General features: G+C 38.8%; 14 protein-coding genes. 9 read left to right on the forward strand and 5 right to left on the reverse strand.

Translation table 11 applies throughout. The features are described 5' to 3' along the window. Positions 1 to 162: 162 nt before the first annotated feature. Positions 163 to 828, forward strand: coding sequence for a response regulator transcription factor (locus I3259_RS11190; RefSeq protein ID WP_238029699.1), 666 nt, complete (start codon positions 163 to 165; stop codon positions 826 to 828). A gap of 72 nt (positions 829 to 900) precedes the next feature. Here the strand turns inward: I3259_RS11190 and I3259_RS11195 are convergent, their stop codons facing one another. Continuing rightward, positions 901 to 1536 carry a hypothetical protein gene (locus I3259_RS11195; protein WP_238029700.1) on the reverse strand — a complete coding sequence of 212 codons (636 nt, stop codon included), beginning with the start codon at positions 1534 to 1536 and terminating at the stop codon, positions 901 to 903. Between the two features lie 201 nt (positions 1537 to 1737). Here I3259_RS11195 and I3259_RS11200 point away from each other — a divergent pair, with 201 nt between their 5' ends. From I3259_RS11200 to I3259_RS11210, 3 genes are all read left to right on the forward strand, one after another. Next, positions 1738 to 3144, forward strand: coding sequence for a sensor histidine kinase (locus I3259_RS11200; RefSeq protein ID WP_238029701.1), 1407 nt, complete (start codon positions 1738 to 1740; stop codon positions 3142 to 3144). A gap of 473 nt (positions 3145 to 3617) precedes the next feature. Beyond that, on the forward strand, positions 3618 to 5801 hold the full coding sequence (katG, locus tag I3259_RS11205; protein WP_238029702.1) for a catalase/peroxidase HPI: 2184 nt from the start codon (positions 3618 to 3620) through the stop codon (positions 5799 to 5801). Positions 5802 to 5949: 148 nt separating this feature from the next. After that, a complete protein-coding gene (locus tag I3259_RS11210; RefSeq protein ID WP_238029703.1) occupies positions 5950 to 6753 on the forward strand; it encodes a RecX family transcriptional regulator in 804 nt (267 codons plus the stop codon). A 31-nt stretch (positions 6754 to 6784) separates the two neighbouring features. Here the strand turns inward: I3259_RS11210 and I3259_RS11215 are convergent, their stop codons facing one another. The 4 genes from I3259_RS11215 to I3259_RS11230 are packed head-to-tail and all read right to left on the reverse strand — an operon-like array spanning position 6785 to position 11673. After that, complete coding sequence (locus tag I3259_RS11215) at positions 6785 to 8815, reverse strand: acetoacetate--CoA ligase (RefSeq protein WP_238029704.1); 2031 nt, start codon at positions 8813 to 8815, stop codon at positions 6785 to 6787. A gap of 22 nt (positions 8816 to 8837) precedes the next feature. Further along, entirely contained in the window at positions 8838 to 9488 is a 651-nt protein-coding gene (gene maiA / locus I3259_RS11220; RefSeq protein WP_238029705.1) for a maleylacetoacetate isomerase, read from the reverse strand. A 36-nt stretch (positions 9489 to 9524) separates the two neighbouring features. Continuing rightward, positions 9525 to 10511 (reverse strand): fumarylacetoacetate hydrolase family protein, encoded by a 987-nt coding sequence (locus I3259_RS11225; RefSeq protein WP_238029706.1) that lies wholly within the window; start codon positions 10509 to 10511, stop codon positions 9525 to 9527. A gap of 19 nt (positions 10512 to 10530) precedes the next feature. Next, positions 10531 to 11673 (reverse strand): homogentisate 1,2-dioxygenase, encoded by a 1143-nt coding sequence (locus I3259_RS11230; protein WP_238029707.1) that lies wholly within the window; start codon positions 11671 to 11673, stop codon positions 10531 to 10533. Between the two features lie 271 nt (positions 11674 to 11944). Here I3259_RS11230 and phhA point away from each other — a divergent pair, with 271 nt between their 5' ends. The 5 genes from phhA (at position 11945) to I3259_RS11255 (ending at position 16965) form a co-directional block, all read left to right on the forward strand. Further along, entirely contained in the window at positions 11945 to 12775 is an 831-nt protein-coding gene (phhA, locus tag I3259_RS11235; RefSeq protein WP_238029708.1) for a phenylalanine 4-monooxygenase, read from the forward strand. Further along, entirely contained in the window at positions 12759 to 13100 is a 342-nt protein-coding gene (locus tag I3259_RS11240; RefSeq protein WP_238029709.1) for a 4a-hydroxytetrahydrobiopterin dehydratase, read from the forward strand. The genes phhA and I3259_RS11240 overlap by 17 nt, the downstream gene beginning before the upstream one ends. 281 nt (positions 13101 to 13381) lie before the next feature. After that, positions 13382 to 14719, forward strand: a complete 1338-nt coding sequence (locus tag I3259_RS11245) for a paraquat-inducible protein A (protein WP_238029710.1) — start codon at positions 13382 to 13384, stop codon at positions 14717 to 14719. Between the two features lie 30 nt (positions 14720 to 14749). Continuing rightward, positions 14750 to 16393 carry an intermembrane transport protein PqiB gene (pqiB, locus tag I3259_RS11250; protein ID WP_238029711.1) on the forward strand — a complete coding sequence of 548 codons (1644 nt, stop codon included), beginning with the start codon at positions 14750 to 14752 and terminating at the stop codon, positions 16391 to 16393. Further along, a complete protein-coding gene (locus I3259_RS11255) occupies positions 16393 to 16965 on the forward strand; it encodes an ABC-type transport auxiliary lipoprotein family protein (RefSeq protein ID WP_238029712.1) in 573 nt (190 codons plus the stop codon). The genes pqiB and I3259_RS11255 overlap by 1 nt, the downstream gene beginning before the upstream one ends. The last annotated feature ends 8 nt before the right edge of the window (positions 16966 to 16973 follow it).

Here is a 16973-nt window from a genome sequence, read left to right on the forward strand (position 1 = left end):
TCCGTTATTACTAATATTGTAGTTGCAATAACGGGGCGGACCATACATTTTTGTTTATAGCGCTAAATTCTAAATTTATCTTAATAAGATAGATGCTTTAGCTATTGTTATCTCTTTATTAGGTGATTAATATGCATCTTCATTGTGTGTAGGTGTCGTATTGTGTCGAAAATATTAGTGGTTGATGATGACGTACAATTATGTGCGTTACTAACAGAAGTTCTTGAAGATGAAGGTCATGAAGTCAGTTGCGTTCATTGTGGTGAATCAGCGTTAGCATATCTTCAATCAACGGGGGTCGATCTGGTACTGCTTGATGTAATGTTACCAACACTTGATGGTATGCAGGTTGCACGTCGTATTTGTCAGCGTTTTGCCACTCCTATCCTAATGCTAACCGCGTTGGGTGATGAAACAACGATGCTTGATGGCCTTCAAGCTGGTGCTGATCAATTTTTGGTTAAACCTTTCAAAGTTGATGAGTTACTAGCGCGTATGTCTGCTATTTTACGACGAGTAGGTTTAGAGCGTCAGCGCCATTGTTTGCCTTCATCATCAGTGGAATTAGAAAATCAGCTTTCTCGTCTACCCTTAACCGGTACTGAGCTCGATCTGCTTAAATATTTAATTAAGAATAATGATATTGTCGTCTCAAAAGCAGCATTACAAAAAGATGTTTTGAAAAAAGAACTTAGCCCGTTTGATCGTAATCTTGATATGCATATCAGTAATATACGTCGGAAAATGGTGTTAGCTGGAATGTCTAAACAGCACATAAAAACAGTACGTGGGAGAGGGTATAGCTACTCTTCATGTGTTTCGGAGTGATGGGCTTTCTTTATAGATTAAATAAGACGATCAGTGATCGTCTTATTTTTTGAGTCAGGTAAAAGATAATTATCAGTTCTTTAATACACGATTATCTTTAAAAGTGAGTAGTTCAAGATTAAAAGGTGTCGCTTGCTGTTTTGGGTATTGCTGAGAAAATAATAATTCGTCACGTTGTTGATCATAGCTATGCTGTAAATAACCATACCCACTTGGATATTCTAGATTCCAAAGTTCACTTTTCGCTATGCGGCTAACTGCAAGAAACTGTCCTATATAGCTGACTTGGTTAGCGCTAATTGAAAAGATAATATCCATCTGGCTGTTGTTTTTAGAGATAAGGGTTTTATTACCATCTGAACCTTCCAGTTGAATGCTAAAAATTTCGTATTGACCTACGGGTAACTCAATATTGAATAAATGACCGCTGATTGTTGTATCTTCAAAATGTCCATCTTCATTGTTATTGGTGATGGTAATAATATTGCTATCATCAATATTCTGTTTGTTGGTGTTTAGAGAGCGAATATTGATCGTTGTGATTAGATTTTTTCCGGTTCTGGGCCATTCGGTATTCGCACCCAAAGTACCAACAAGATAGCCTGTTGCTTGAGCATTTTCATAAAAAGAATCAGGAACATAGACTTGTAGTCCTGATGAGCAACCGACTAGTAATAGTGCCAGTAAACTAATAATGGTCTTCATCATAGAACTTCCTTTTACTGTGATGAATAGAATTGAGAAGCATAATTTTGTAATTAGTAAGAATGCTAAGTAATAAACGCGATAACTATTGTCATGCAAAATTTCAGTATCGTCTATCTCAAGCGTTTTTTTTGTGACTAGGATAGGTTGAATTACTAGTTATTATAGATAAAAAGAGAAGTCAGTGTTTAGGAGTATAAACAAGTGAGTGTTTCTAATGTGATACAAGGAAAGCATCGACTTCCTTTACATAAGCAAAGTTTAGTTTTCCGACTATTTTCCTACTTTACCATTGGATTATTGCTCATTTTAGGGCTTCAGAATTTGGCAGAGATCGCTTTAGTGAAAACCTTGCTGCATGTTCCTCAACATGTTCAACAAGATATTATGGCTATGGCGTCAGATGTAGAGCCTTTGCTCATTGAGAACGGTGATCCTCAGCGACTTGCTGAGTGGGAGAGCAAACAAAAATATTACGCTTTTGTTGTTAATAATAATAATAAAGAGCTAAGTACCAGAATAATGCACCCTCATTTTAAGTTTAAACTTAAATATGCTCGACCATTAAATACAATTTTAGATTCTCGTGTTAATCAGCCTATTTTTATGATTCCGTTAAAAAATGGGAACAAGTTAATGGTTCAATTACCACATGAACTACACCCTGCAAAGTATTTCAAATTGTACTTTGGCTTAATACAAGTAGTCATTGCCATTATGATCACTTTAATGTTTTCGTTAATTATTGCGCGTTATTTACAGCGACCATTAGACACCTTAAGGCAAGCGAGTCGCACATTGGCTAATGGTGACTTTTCCGTACGTGTTGCTCATGTTATGGGAGATAAAGTAAAAGAGTTCAATGAATTAGCGACTGATTTTGACAATATGGCAAATCAAATTCAATTATTAACTGAGAAACAACGGCGTTTAATTCGTGATGTTTCTCATGAGCTTCGGACTCCTTTGGCAAGACACAATTTATCACTGCATTTAATTCGAAAACGTACTGCACCAGAGCATTTACATTTGGTTGATCGATTAGAGCAAGAATCAGAAGAGATGAATGAACTGGTGACTGAGATACTTGAATTTAGTCAATTTGAAAATGCGAAAGCGAATATCAAACTTACTCCGGTCGATGTACAAACTTTTTGTGATTCAACCGTTGATCAATGTTTACAGCTTAAAGCGGATGGACAATCGATAATTAAAGATATTGATAGAACATTACCGATGGTTCATGCTGATGCAAGGTTATTAGTGCGCTCAATTAAGAATTTAATCGGTAATGCGATTAAATATGCCGGAAATGAAGCAACTATTACTCTTCATACAACGCTAAGAACAAATGCGGATAAATCTTATGTTGTAGTATCGGTTTCAGATAATGGTGAAGGGATTCCAGAGCAACATTTAACGCATATCTTTGACCCATTCACACGCATAGAGGGAGCACGTGATAAGCAGTCTGGTGGTTATGGCTTAGGGCTTGCCATTGTTAAGGAGGCGATGCAAGTCACTGGCGGATTGGTAGAAGCCGGTCGCTCAGTTGATGGTGGTTTAAAAATATCGTTATTATTACCGATTATAGAAACAATAAAAAAGTAATCAAAGTTTAAAAACAAAATAAAGTGATATTCGTAATGGGTATCACTTTTTTATTTATGATTTATTGATCTTAATTTTTAACATTAAAGTTAAATTCCCATTTGGAATGATTTTTTGAGTTTCTTATCTCTTGATAATTACCGCCTATTGAATCAATAGTTTTATAGTATTAGCCGTTTTTATTTAATTGCTTTAAATTTACGCCATCGAACGAGATTGTGTTTTGTAAATAATTATTTTTTGATTTAAATCAAATCGGAAATTTTGTTTTAGTGCAGTTTAATGTTCTCGTTAAAAATGAAGAATTTCTGTTAATTTTTTGAGCGTCAAATACCTTAAAAGAATGATTTCCAATTTTAAATTTCAAATTTAACGAACCTATTTAATTGTCATTTGATGCTTAGTAGCTATATTGGATAGAGTTAAAGAATTAATGACAAAAATACTAATTAAAATAATGAGGTGAACACCCAATGTCTAAATGTCCATTCCATAATACGCAAGCGGTTAATCCGTCAATTAACCCAGGTAATGGTACTTCTCCAAGTGATTGGTGGCCTAACCAACTTAAACTAGACATTCTTCACCAGCATGATCGTAAATCAAACCCAATGGGTGAAAATTTCGATTACGCTGCAGAATTTAAAAAGCTAGATCTTGAAGCTGTGAAGCAAGACTTACGTGAATTAATGACAGATTCTCAAGAGTGGTGGCCTGCAGATTTCGGTCATTACGGTCCTTTCTTTATTCGTATGGCTTGGCATAGTGCAGGTACATACCGTACTGCTGATGGCCGTGGCGGTGCAAGCACAGGTAATCAACGTTTTGCACCACTAAACAGCTGGCCTGATAACGTTAACCTTGATAAAGCACGTCGTCTAATTTGGCCTATTAAGCAAAAATACGGCAACAAGATTTCTTGGGCTGACTTGATCATTCTAACCGGTAACGTTGCATTAGAATCAATGGGCTTTAAGACATTTGGTTTCGCTGGTGGTCGTGAAGACATTTGGGCGCCAGAGCTAGATGTTTACTGGGGTAAAGAAAAAACATGGCTTGCTGATGACACTCGTTACGAAAAAGATAATGAGCAACGTGACCTTGAAAACCCACTAGCAGCAGTACAAATGGGTCTAATCTATGTTAACCCAGAAGGTCCAGACGGTAACCCAGATCCATTACTAGCAGCACACGATATTCGTGAAACATTTGCACGTATGGCAATGAATGACGAAGAAACTGTAGCACTTATTGCTGGTGGTCACACATTCGGTAAAACACACGGTGCAGCAGATGCAGCACATGTAGGTGTTGAACCTGAAGGTGCTTCAATTGAAGAGCAAGGTTTCGGTTGGACATCAAGCTATGGTAGCGGTAATGCGGCTGATACGATTTCAAGTGGTCTTGAAGTTACGTGGACAACAACACCTACGGAATGGGGTAATGGTTTCTTCCACAGCTTATTTAGCCATGAGTGGGAATTAGAAAAGAGTCCTGCAGGTGCTTATCAGTGGATTGCTAAAGATGGCAAGCTAGAATACCCAGATGCATTTGGTGATGGTATGCACCGAGGTACAATGCTAACAACTGACTTGTCTCTACGTTTTGATCCAGCATACGAGAAAATCTCTCGTCGCTTCTACGAACACCCAGAAGAGTTCGCTGATGCATTTGCACGTGCATGGTTTAAATTAACTCACCGTGATATGGGTCCTGTATCTCGTTACTTAGGTCCTGAAGTACCAGCTAAAGTGTTCACATGGCAAGATCCAATCCCAGCGGTTGATCATGAGCTAGTTAACGATGCTGATATTGCAAAACTAAAACAAGAAATCGCTGCGTCTGGTCTATCAATCAGCGAATTAGTATCAACAGCTTGGGCATCTGCTTCTACATTCCGTGGTTCAGACAAGCGTGGTGGTGCAAACGGTGCACGAATTCGTTTAGCACCTCAGAAGGATTGGGAAGTTAACCAACCTGAGCAACTAGCGAAAGTACTAAACGTACTTGAAGGCATTCAAGCAAACTTCGAGAAAACAGTATCGCTAGCTGACTTAATCGTACTTGCTGGTGGTGTAGGTGTGGAAATGGCTGCGAAAAATGCAGGCCGTGACATTACAGTACCATTTACTGCAGGTCGTATGGATGCATCACAAGAAGAGACAGATGTAGAATCATTTGCTGTTCTTGAGCCAATTGCTGATGGTTTCCGTAACTTCGAAAAAGCGAAATACACAGTAGCTGCTGAAGAGTTACTACTAGACCGCGCACAACTACTAACACTAACAGCACCTGAAATGTCAGTGCTTGTAGCAGGTATGCGTGTACTTGGTGCGAACTACGACAACAGCGAGTATGGTGTGTTCACTGAACGTAAAGAAGCATTAACTAATGACTTCTTCGTTAACCTACTAGATATGGCAACACAGTGGAAACCAACCTCTGTAGACCAAGATGTGTTCGTAGGCACAGATCGTAAGACTGGCGAGCAGAAGTGGATGGCATCACGTGTTGACTTAGTATTTGGTTCTAACTCACAACTACGTGCACTTGCAGAAGTGTACGCATGTTCTGACTCAGAAGAGAAGTTTGTCAACGACTTCGTTAATGCTTGGGTTAAAGTAATGAACGCAGACCGTTTTGATCTACACCACTAAGCAAAACGCAAGCTTCCATACTAGTCAATAGTATGAAATAGAAGCTTAGCAACGAAACCCAAAGAGGCACTCAATGAGTGCCTCTTTTTTCGTTTAAGTGTGTATAACTGTTATTATTACGACAACTTCTAGCCATTCCCGATTCTGTATGAAAAAACCTTATCCTGCTTCTACTATTCAAAATGTTATTAATAGTGCGATTTATCACTTAAACCTACGTGATCACTCAGAATTTGAATTACGCAAAAAACTTGAAGCAAAAACAGAAAATAAAGAGTGGGTCGATACCGTACTTGAACAAATGAAAGGCTATGGTTACCTCAAAAGCGACCATGCATTTTCATTACATTTCTGCGAGTTAGCCTTTAATAGCCAATATGGGCGCAAATACATCCAGCAAAAGCTTAAAACCAAAGGTATCGATGAACTTACTATAGAGCAAGCAATCACAGAAACCATGCAACGCATGAACGTCTGTGAGCAATCGATGATCAATACTCGATTAGCACGCTTCAAAGACTTCTCAACCACATCGGCAGAAAAAGTCGTTAATGATTTGCTTAAACGTGGTTTTAGTATGGATGATATTTCGCGCGGTATCTCAGAGCATAGCGCGTCAGATACCTTACTGACTAAAGCGCAGATTAAAGGTAAAAATGCAAACCTTGAAGCAGAAGTGATCAAGCTTGCTAAAAAGCTAAAAGGACGTTCGTTAATCGCTCAAGAACTAAAAATGAAGCATGTCGATATATCAGAACTCGATACCGTACTTGATGAGCTTAGTGAATCAGGTGAAATAGATTTTTACTACAACTGCCAATTAGCCCTTGCTAAGAAACGCTACGATCTCACCGATTTTAAAGAAAAGAGTAAAGCTTATGGTTATCTATCAAGCAAAGGCTTTTCTAGCGATGAAATTAAAGAAGCAATCAATGCAGTGTTAGAAGAGTAGAAGATAACTTATCTATTTCTTGTACTTATAATCACTCTAAGTCTGATCTATTTTTATACTGCTCTAAACTCTCTGGGTTGGCGATAGCACTCGTGTTTACAATATTTCGGTGGTGGATGGCATCTCTCACCGCTTTTTCTGCTATTTTCCCTGATTTTGTTCTAGGTATTGCAGAGACTTGCAATATCTTTGCTGGGATATGATGGGGAGAGCACTGACTGCGAAGTTGCGTGTTGATACGATTAATTAAGATATTATCGAGCGTTACATCTGGTTGTAATTGAACAAAGAGAACGATACGAACATCGTTTTGGTACTGCTGTCCAACAACAACAGAATCGACGACTTCATGAAACGGATTGACTTGACGATAAATTTCAGCAGTGCCAATACGAATGCCACCGGGATTTAAGATTGAATCAGAGCGTCCATAGAAGGTGAGTCCGCCATGATGAGATAAACTGACATAATCGCCGTGATGCCAAGTGTTAGGGTAGGTATTCCAATAAGCACGGAAATATTTTTCCCCCTTTGGATCTTGACTAAATGCGATGGGTTGATTGGGAAAACTATTGCAGCAGACCAGTTCACCACATGTATCAAAGATAGCTTCTCCTGTCTGGTTAAATACATTAACGTCCATCGCTAAGGCTTTTACTTGGCACTCCCCACGCCATACAGCGCCTATTGGATTGCCAATGGCAAAGCAACCGCAAATATCTGTACCACCTGCAATCGATGACAGCTGAACATCTTGTTTGATTTGTTTATAAACATAATCGAATTGTTCAGGCGCGAGTACTGAACCTGTAGAGCAAATGACATCAATTTGTGACAATGTCACGTGCTTGTTCGGTATGATTTGCATTTTTTCTATGGTCTCTAAATATTTGGCAGAAGTGCCGAATAAACGTAGGTTCTCTTTGTCTGCTATTTTCCACAATTGATAAGGATCTGGGTATAAAGGGGAGCCATCATATAATACGAGTGTTGCGCCTGACGCCAAGCCACTTACTAACCAGTTCCACATCATCCAACCGCAGGTTGTAAAATAAAAAATGGGATCGGTAGGTTTAATATTGCAGTGTAATTGGTGCTCTTTCAGGTGATTTAAAAGTGTTCCACCGACAGAGTGAATAATACACTTGGGTTTCCCCGTTGTTCCTGATGAATACAAAATATACAACGGATGATCAAAGGAAGTAGGAGTAAACGCTAAATCAAGGCGACGAACAATATCTTCCATTTCTTGCCATGCACTCACGGTGATATGAGAAGGCAAGGAAGCACTTTGTAACAGTAGTTTGTCGATAGGCTTTTGGTTTATATAAGGATAAACAATTAATTTTTTGACACTAGGAAGAGAAGATAAAGCCTCTGATAATGTGCTTAAACTGGTTATTGTTTTGTTGTTATAAATATAACCATCGGTAGTAAAAATAACTTTAGGTTCGGTCTGACTAAAGCGTTCAACGACACTTTCAGCACCGAAATCAGGTGAGGTGGATGTCCATACTGCACCTAAAGAGGTAGTCGCTAGCATAGCAATAACTGTTTGTGGAATATTAGGCATGTAAGCGGCAACCACATCGCCTTTTTGTACCCCTTGTTGTTGTAAATACTGTGCAACCATTGCTACTTGCTGGTGGAGTTGTTGCCAAGATAGTCGCTGTTGGGCGTGTTGCTTATCCTTGTCTGTAAAACTGTGTTCGTTATAAAAAACAATCGCATCTTGTTGGCTTAGCTTTGTGCTGTAAGCGAGCAAATTTTCGGCGAAATTGATTGTGGCATCAGGAAACCAACGTTGATCTTTATTGGGAATAGGGCTGTGTGTTGGACAACAGACAATGATTTCACCTTGGTTGCCAATTACATTGCAAAATTGCCATAGCTGTTGCCAGAATTGGTCGCTATGTTTTATCGACCAACGGTGTAATTGCGTATAATCATGAAATAGACGTTTGTGTTGTTCGCTGATCTGCACCATAAATTGATACAGCAAACTGTTTTGAATGCGCTTTCGACTTGGCTTCCAGAGGCATTGCTTATAATCATCAGTCATTGGTATGTTCTCCGTCTTTCTTCTAATGCTCTATTTTTTGCTGATAAAGATGAGGCGCTGCTTTGATGAAAGGCTCAAGCTGGTTACAGTGTTTTTCTATAGTGTTAATGATTGGAAATTTGGATAAATCGAGATTAAAACGTCGGGCGTTGTACACTTGAGGGATCAAACATATATCGGCTAAGGTTGGGGCAAGTCCAAAACAGAACTTTTCAGGGTTATTGTTACGGGCAAGCTGATGTTCTAATGCTGTAAAACCTTGTTCTATCCAGTGGTGATACCATTGTTGTTTTTGCTCTGTGGTAAGTGTTAATTTTTGTTCTAAATAGTTGAGTACACGTAAGTTATTTAACGGGTGGATATCACAAGCGATGGATAACGCAAAGGCTCGGCATTGCGCACTTTCTATGGTGTTACAAGGTAGTAAACTGGGTGTTGGATAACATTGCTCAAGATATTCGATAATAGCGAGAGATTGATATATATAACATTGGTTATGCTCAAGTGTAGGTAATAAACTTGTCGCATTAATGTTTTTGTATTGGCGACTGTTTTGCTGATTATCAAGCAGCGAGATCGGTACACAGGTATAATCAAGTTGCTTAATGTTTAAGGCAATTCTTACTCGATATGAGGCCGATGAGCGAAAGTAATCATATAGGGTAAATGCCATAATTCAGCTCTCTATGAGTAATGAATGTACTTGAGGTTAATGTTTAATAAAGGGAATAACTGCTTGTTCAATAGCCCCAAAAATAGAATGTTTATCAGTATCAAACATTTCTATTTTTACGCTATCACCGTATTGCATGAAGGGAGTTTGAGGCTCGCCTTGTTCTATAATTTCCAGCATTCGTTTTTCAGCAATACAACAAGAGCCAGATAATCTATCTACGTTAGAAACCGTTCCTGAACCTATGATGGTGCCAGCTGTTAATTGGCGACTTTTGGCTGCATGATGAATTAATTGGGCAAAGTTAAACGTCATATCAACACCTGCGCTGGGATTACCAAATAGTTGCTGATTTAAGTGAACATAAAGTCGATTATTGATCTTGTTCTCTTTCCATGATTCGCCCAACTCATCAGGTGTTACTGCGACAGGAGAAAAAGCCGATGAAGGTTTTGATTGAAAAAAGCCAAAGCCTTTAGCCAGTTCTGTTGGGATTAAATTTCTAAGCGATACATCGTTAACGAGCATTAACAGTTTTATGTGTTTCTCTGCATTTTTTACGCTTGTCGCCATAGGGACATCATCTGTAATAACAGCTATTTCAGCTTCAAAATCAACTCCCCAATTAAGATCTTCAACTTCGATGGGCTGTGTAGGATTTAGAAATTTATCTGACATACCTTGATATATTAAAGGATCTTGCCAAAAACTTTCTGGCATCTCTGCGCCTCTTGCTTTGCGCACCAGCTCAACATGATTAACGTAGGCACTGCCATCTGCCCATTGAAAAGCACGAGGAAGGGGAGATGCACAGTGCGTTGGCTGAAAAACAAAACGATGCTCAAGCACTTTTCTATTGAGTGCGTGATAAAGATCATTAAGAACGGGTTCAACATCTGTCCAATGGTCCAGTGCATATTGCATGGTAGGGGCGATATGTTGAGCTGATACCGCCCATTTTAGATCGCGAGAAACGACAATGAGCTTTCCATCTCTACCTTGTTGTAACGAAGCAAGTTTCATTGTTGTTATCCTTACTCTTTTATTGTTTGTCAGGATGTTCATGGTATTGCCATGATGTCACATAGTTAGGTAGTTCAACCTCATCAATATTGGGCTCAACATTGAGAGGGTTTCGAGTATCGATCATGACAGCAACCTCATCAATAAACGTTTTAGGGGCTTGTTCGCTCATTGTTAAGGCGTTAGGGTGAGGACCATGGGGAAATCCGCAGGGGTGTAAAGTGATCATGCCGGGTTTAATCTTGTCTCGGCTGAAAAAATCGCCACGGTGATAAAAAATCACTTCATCGTAATCATTATTACTGTGAAAAAAGGGCACTTTTAAAGCGTTAGGATCGCTTTCAACGGGGCGAGGTACAAAGGTGCAAACAATAAAGTTATCACTAATAAAAGTAGAATGTGCTGATGGTGGCAGGTGATATCGATGGCTCATAAGTGGGCGAATGTCACGCCAATTAAGTTTTAATACCGTTAGATTACCTTTCCAGCCGATGCTATCTAAGGGATTAAACGGGTAGCAAATGGTATTAATTTGGTTACGTGCTTTTAATAGTACCTGCCAATTATCTTCTGTTTGTTGTGCTTTAAATGCAGTATTGATTTTAGGGTATTCAAGTATTGCGGGATCAAAGACAGCATGTTCACCAACGATGCCATGATCAACGCTTTTAAAACTGTTATTCGTTGCTTCAATCATCAATAAAATAACAGTGTGGGTCGTTTCAATTCGCCATGTTGTAGAGCGAGGAATAATAAGGTAATCGCCTTCGTTAAAAGGCAGGTGACCATAATCACAATACAAATCCCCATTACCTTGATGAACAAACAGTAATTCATCACCGTCGCCATTTCGTACCAGATGATCCATACTCTTCTTGGTTTGCCATAAACGCAGTTTGATATCGTTATTTGATAGTAATAATGGAGCATCCCAAGGAGTATCGCCGATTTGAGGCAAGGCTAAGGCATCAAAAGCTCTAGGTTTGTGCTCGCCATACCATGACACCCAACTTGTAGGTGGATGTTTATGATACATATGCGTTGCAGGGCCAAAAAAACCATCTCGACCACATTCACGTTCGAAACTGCCATTGGGTAAGTCGCAATGTGCTTGCTTACTTGATAGTCCTTCAATAATTGGGAACTGAAACCATTTACGCATTCCTTGCCTCATTATTTACTATTGCTATCACTTAACTGTGGTTGAAAGTGTAGAAATCGCAATATTATTGACAAGATGAGAAATTAAAGATGTTCATTCATGTTTACATCTTTTACGTCATCAATCCGATTTAGTGTTAGCTAAATTAGGCAATAAAGCCTGTTTTTTAGTGACAAAAATGGCTGATAACGAGGATTACTTCTAATATTTATAGAGTTAATAATAAAAATAATAGTGTCGGTTGGCGGTTAGTTGATAAACGGAGGCTATTATGCAAAAAAAACAGAGTAGTAATCCGGTAAGGCATCGCTATGTCTCAAAGCCTGTTGGTCGTAATGGGGTTATTACTTGGAGCGAAGAAGAAAATGCCATATGGCATCATCTTATTACTCGCCAACTTCATTGTGTACAAGGAAAAGCTTGTGATGAGTATATAGCGGGTTTAGCCGAATTAGATTTACCTCACGATCATATCCCTCAACTAAAAGAAATAAATCGAGTCTTACTGGATACAACTGGTTGGCAATGTGTTGCAGTGCCTGCCTTGATTAGTATTGATCATTTCTTTTCTTTACTCGCACGTAAACAATTTCCCGTTGCTACCTTTATTCGTACAAAGACTGATATGGACTATTTGCAAGAGCCTGATTTTTTTCATGAAATATTTGGACACTGCGCAATGCTAACCAATCCCTATTTTGCACAATTTACGCATTTTTATGGAAAACTGGGAGTAAAAGCGACGCATGAGGAACGGGTTTATTTGGCTAGGCTATACTGGTTTACGGTTGAATTTGGTTTGTTAAATCAAAATGACAAATACCAGATTTATGGTGGGGGGATTTTATCATCACCACAAGAAACACATTACGCGACGGTCAGTACTATACCGCAACGTGTTGCTTTTGATCCTATAGAGGTAATGAGAACGCCATATAGAATAGATATTTTGCAGCCTAAATATTTTGTACTGCAAAATATGGAGCAACTATACCAAGTTACTAATCAAGATATTTTTGGATTGGTAGCAGAAGCACAGCGAAAAGGATTACGTGCTGCCATCTTTACCCAAAAGGAAACGATTCATGACGAGTTTAGATAAATTGAAATGTGAGGCGTGCCATTCAGGCTCGCCTAAATTAAGTGATGAAGTATTAGCCGAATACATGATGGGATTGCCTGAATGGCAAATTGTCTCCCCAAATGGTGTGAATCGTATAACTCGTACATTTAGATTCAGTAATTACAAACAAGCGTGGGAATTTAGCAATAAAGTCTCGCAGTTAGCTGAAGAAGAATTTCATCATCCAACTCTTATTTTAGAGTGGGGGAAAGTGACAGTCACATGGTGGACTCATGACATTAAAGGCATTCATTTAAATGACGTTATTTGTGCAAAGAACACTGAAAAACTGTTTTTGAGTTAAATCAGCATAAATTCGCCATATAAAAAACATCTTTTTTTTGTTATAATACGATGTTTTAAATGGGTATTCACATTAAAAATAAGACTTTTTCCATTTTATAAACTTAAAGTTTCTTGCTCTAAATGCAATGAAGACAGACAATACGCGCCTGTTTATATTTAGTATGTTTAGTTTTTGTCTAAACATGACGACTCTGACTGGATTTGGCTGTTTTATTTTATTCAAAATACGCAACAGTACGATATGATTTTAGTCGGAATAGCGATAAAAAGAAATTAACGATGATAACAGAAACGCCACAGCAACAAACGCCATCAGAATTGATGATCGCTTGCGAAGAATGCGGCTTGGTAGTTGATATCCCAGATATCAAAGATGGACAGAAGGCGACTTGTCCTCGCTGTGGACACACCTTAGCTAAAAGAATCACTATGCCATTTCATCGCCCCCTAGCGTACGGTATTGCATGCTTGATTATGTTAGTTCTTAGCCTTTCTTTCCCTTTTCTTTCTTTTAGCGTTAATGGAATGGGGCAACAAATCATGCTGCTAAATGCAGCAGAAACATTACAGCATTTTGAGAATAGTTTCCTAGCATTGCTGTTGATGTTAACCGTTTTAGTTTTTCCTGCGGTTTACATCATGTTGGTAATGTATCTCTATTACCGTGCAGCGCATGTTAAACGTATTGGGTATGTACGTGGTAACCCTGAAACTATAAAGCTGTTGTGCCGAATATTATTTAAAATTCAGCCTTGGCTAATGGTAGATGTGTTTCTTATTGGCGTCTTGGTAAGTTTGGTTAAAATTTCAGCATTAGCGCACATTGGTATGGGGTACTCATTTTGGGCATTCTGTATTTACAGTGTTTTGGTTGTGAAATGCGTTTCACTAGTTGATCGAACGTGGTTGTGGGATCAGTTCTTTGCAATGAAACATCTTGATGGCGTACATGATGGTGATACACATTTATCAAATAATCATGTGGGGTGTCATGTTTGTAACCAAATAAACCCTATGCCTGATAGCCATCATGCTAAATGCATTCGTTGTGAAAGCAAACTACATGGTTTCAATCCATCGCATTCACTACAGTTTTCATGGGCTTATTTATTGGCATCGATTGTTTTTTATATTCCTGCAAATTTATATCCTATGATGTATACCGTAAGCCTTGGACAAACCGAAGGTTCCACTATCATGGGCGGTGTGGTGATGTTATGGAAAATGGGATCTTGGCCAATCGCGTTAGTGATCTTTATTGCCAGTATTTTCATTCCTATGGCAAAAATGTTTGCGTTAGCATGGCTTTATTATTGTGCGGGCAAAAAACCGAATGACTCAACACGCGAGTCTGTAAAACGCTTGAAAATTTATCGTATGACAGAATTTATCGGTCGCTGGTCTATGGTTGATATTTTTGTCGTTGCGATATTAGTTGCACTTGTGCAGTTGAAAAACTTAATGGCTATTTCACCAGGACCTGCTGCAATCTGCTTTGCAACAGTGGTGGTATTTACCATGTTATCGGCAATGAGTTTCGATCCTCGGGTGTTTTGGGGTGAAAAAAGTAAAATTAATCATGGTTCAGAGTTAAACACTACTGAATCTAATCAGTAGTCACTAGCCAGTATTAACGAGAAACAGAAAATGAGTGATAACCAGCCAAATGAGGCTAAAGTACAAAACCTGAAGCAAATATCAGCAATCTGGATCATTCCAGTTGTGGCTCTGGCTATTGGTATTTGGATGTTTGTTCAATATCTGAATAGTAAAGGACCTGAAATAACGATCCGCCTTCCTAATGCTTCAGGCATTGAAGTGGGTAAAACCGCGATTAAATCTCTAAATGTAAAAGTCGGTGTTGTTACCAAAGTTCAGCTTAGTAAAGACTATAGCTATATAACAGTGACTGCGCAGATGGATAACGATACAGAGCGTATGTTGAAAAACGATACTAAGTTCTGGGTTGTTAAGCCGAGAATTGGTAAAGAGGGTGTATCTGGTTTAGATACGCTTCTTTCTGGTGCATATATTGAAATGCAACCAGGCCAAGGTCAAGATGACAAATATCATTTTGAAGCGCTAGAAGTTCCCCCTGTTGCACCTGCTGATGCGAAAGGGTTGCGTGTTGTACTGACAAGCCATGAAGCAGGTAAGCTTGGGGTTGGTGATCCAGTACTATATGACGGCTTTACTGTTGGTCGCGTTGAAAAAACGAACTTTGATATCAATAGTAAACTGGCTAATTACCAATTGTTTATTTTTGAACCTTATAATCGATTGGTACGCACAACCAGCAAGTTCATTATGCAATCGGGTATGAATGTACAAATGAGTGCTGAAGGATTTAACGTCAAGATTGGATCATTGGAATCGTTAATTACAGGTGGTGTAACATTCCAAACACCATCTGATGAGCAAGGTGTGGTTCAGAATAAACAATTAAAACATTACCGCTTATTCGATAGTGAGCAAGATTATCGTGAGAAAATGTACGATAAACGCTTAAACTTTGTCATGCTATTTAAAGAGTCCATTCGTGGTTTGAAGGCCGGTGCACCGATTGAATATCGTGGTATCCAAATCGGTACTGTCCAAAAAGTGCCGCTGCGTTTACCAACCAGTGAAGAAGGTTTTACGAGCGAACAAATTCCTGTATTGGTACGTATCGATTTAGGTCGAGTGTACAATCATTCCGATGAAGGTACATTGGATGATTTACGAGTAAATCTTGAGAAAGAATTCAAGAACGGACTGCGTGCAACATTGAAAACCGGTAATTTACTAACCGGTGCTCTATATATTGGTACTGATGTTTACAAAGGTGAAAAACCTGAAAAACCGCTTAAATATGATGGCTATGAAGTATTTCCAACAAAAGCAGGTGATCTTGCTGAAGTACAGAAACAGTTAACTAACTTACTTAATAAGTTTAATAAGCTTCCTGTAGAAGATACATTGAATTCAATGACTGCGACTTTAAAAGCATCTGAAAAAACAATGAATTCAGCAGCGCGTGTTACACAAGATCTTGATCGTATTCTTAAGCAAAAAGATACTCAGACATTACCGTCTGATATCAAAGCAAGTTTAAAAGAGATCCAAAATACCTTAAATGGCTTTAGCCCAAATGCCGCAGCGTACCAAAACCTACAAGGTGCATTATCGCAATTTGAACAAGTGATGACTGAATTACAACCAGTACTTCGTCAATTAAATGAGAAGCCAAATTCATTAGTGTTTGGTGATGAGAAAGCGAAAGATCCTATTCCAGTTGGAGGCCGTAAATAATGAAAAAGTGGTTATTAATTGCAGCGGTAGCGTTTGCTGGAACAGGATGTAGCTCAACAGAACCTGCATTAACAACATATATGTTACCGATGCCAACCAGTGCAAATACAGCACATAACATTAGTAATAAATCATTGTTAATTGTGCGTCCTGTTGAAGTAGCAGCACATCTTGCTGGTACTGGTTTAGTGTATCAAACCAGTCCAACTGAAATTGTTGAAGCACAGCAAAATCTTTGGGGTGAATCACTGAGTACGCAGTTAACGCGTCGAGTTACATTTGATTTACGCCAAAAACAAACTCAGTTTTGGGCAACACAGCTAACGCCGACGTTGTCTACTGCGGGTATACCAAGCTTACAGGTGCGTATTAATCAGTTTAATGGTGTCTATAGCGGTGTTGCTGAAGTGGCAGGTGAATGGTTATTGATTAATGGTAACGGCGATTTACAAACCGTACATCCATTTTCATTCCGTGTACCTTTAGCAAAAGATGGTTATTCAGCACAAGTGGAAGCACTGTCTAAAGGTGTGGATGAGTTAACGACTCAGTTAGCACGCTCTATCAAGTAGCTTTTTGA

It is taken from the genome of Photobacterium sp. Ph5 (assembly GCF_022129445.1).
GTDB lineage: Bacteria > Pseudomonadota > Gammaproteobacteria > Enterobacterales > Vibrionaceae > Photobacterium.

Coding starts and splice junctions, on each gene's coding strand:
- I3259_RS11240 (WP_238029709.1), top strand. CDS start 12,759: ATGACGAGTTTAGATAAATTGAAATGTGAGGCGTGCCATTCAGGCTCG.
- katG (WP_238029702.1), top strand. CDS start 3,618: ATGTCTAAATGTCCATTCCATAATACGCAAGCGGTTAATCCGTCAATT.
- phhA (WP_238029708.1), top strand. CDS start 11,945: ATGCAAAAAAAACAGAGTAGTAATCCGGTAAGGCATCGCTATGTCTCA.
- I3259_RS11230 (WP_238029707.1), bottom strand. CDS start 11,673: ATGCGTAAATGGTTTCAGTTCCCAATTATTGAAGGACTATCAAGTAAG.
- I3259_RS11225 (WP_238029706.1), bottom strand. CDS start 10,511: ATGAAACTTGCTTCGTTACAACAAGGTAGAGATGGAAAGCTCATTGTC.
- pqiB (WP_238029711.1), top strand. CDS start 14,750: ATGAGTGATAACCAGCCAAATGAGGCTAAAGTACAAAACCTGAAGCAA.
- I3259_RS11255 (WP_238029712.1), top strand. CDS start 16,393: ATGAAAAAGTGGTTATTAATTGCAGCGGTAGCGTTTGCTGGAACAGGA.
- I3259_RS11210 (WP_238029703.1), top strand. CDS start 5,950: ATGAAAAAACCTTATCCTGCTTCTACTATTCAAAATGTTATTAATAGT.
- I3259_RS11195 (WP_238029700.1), bottom strand. CDS start 1,536: ATGATGAAGACCATTATTAGTTTACTGGCACTATTACTAGTCGGTTGC.
- maiA (WP_238029705.1), bottom strand. CDS start 9,488: ATGGCATTTACCCTATATGATTACTTTCGCTCATCGGCCTCATATCGA.
- I3259_RS11215 (WP_238029704.1), bottom strand. CDS start 8,815: ATGACTGATGATTATAAGCAATGCCTCTGGAAGCCAAGTCGAAAGCGC.
- I3259_RS11245 (WP_238029710.1), top strand. CDS start 13,382: ATGATAACAGAAACGCCACAGCAACAAACGCCATCAGAATTGATGATC.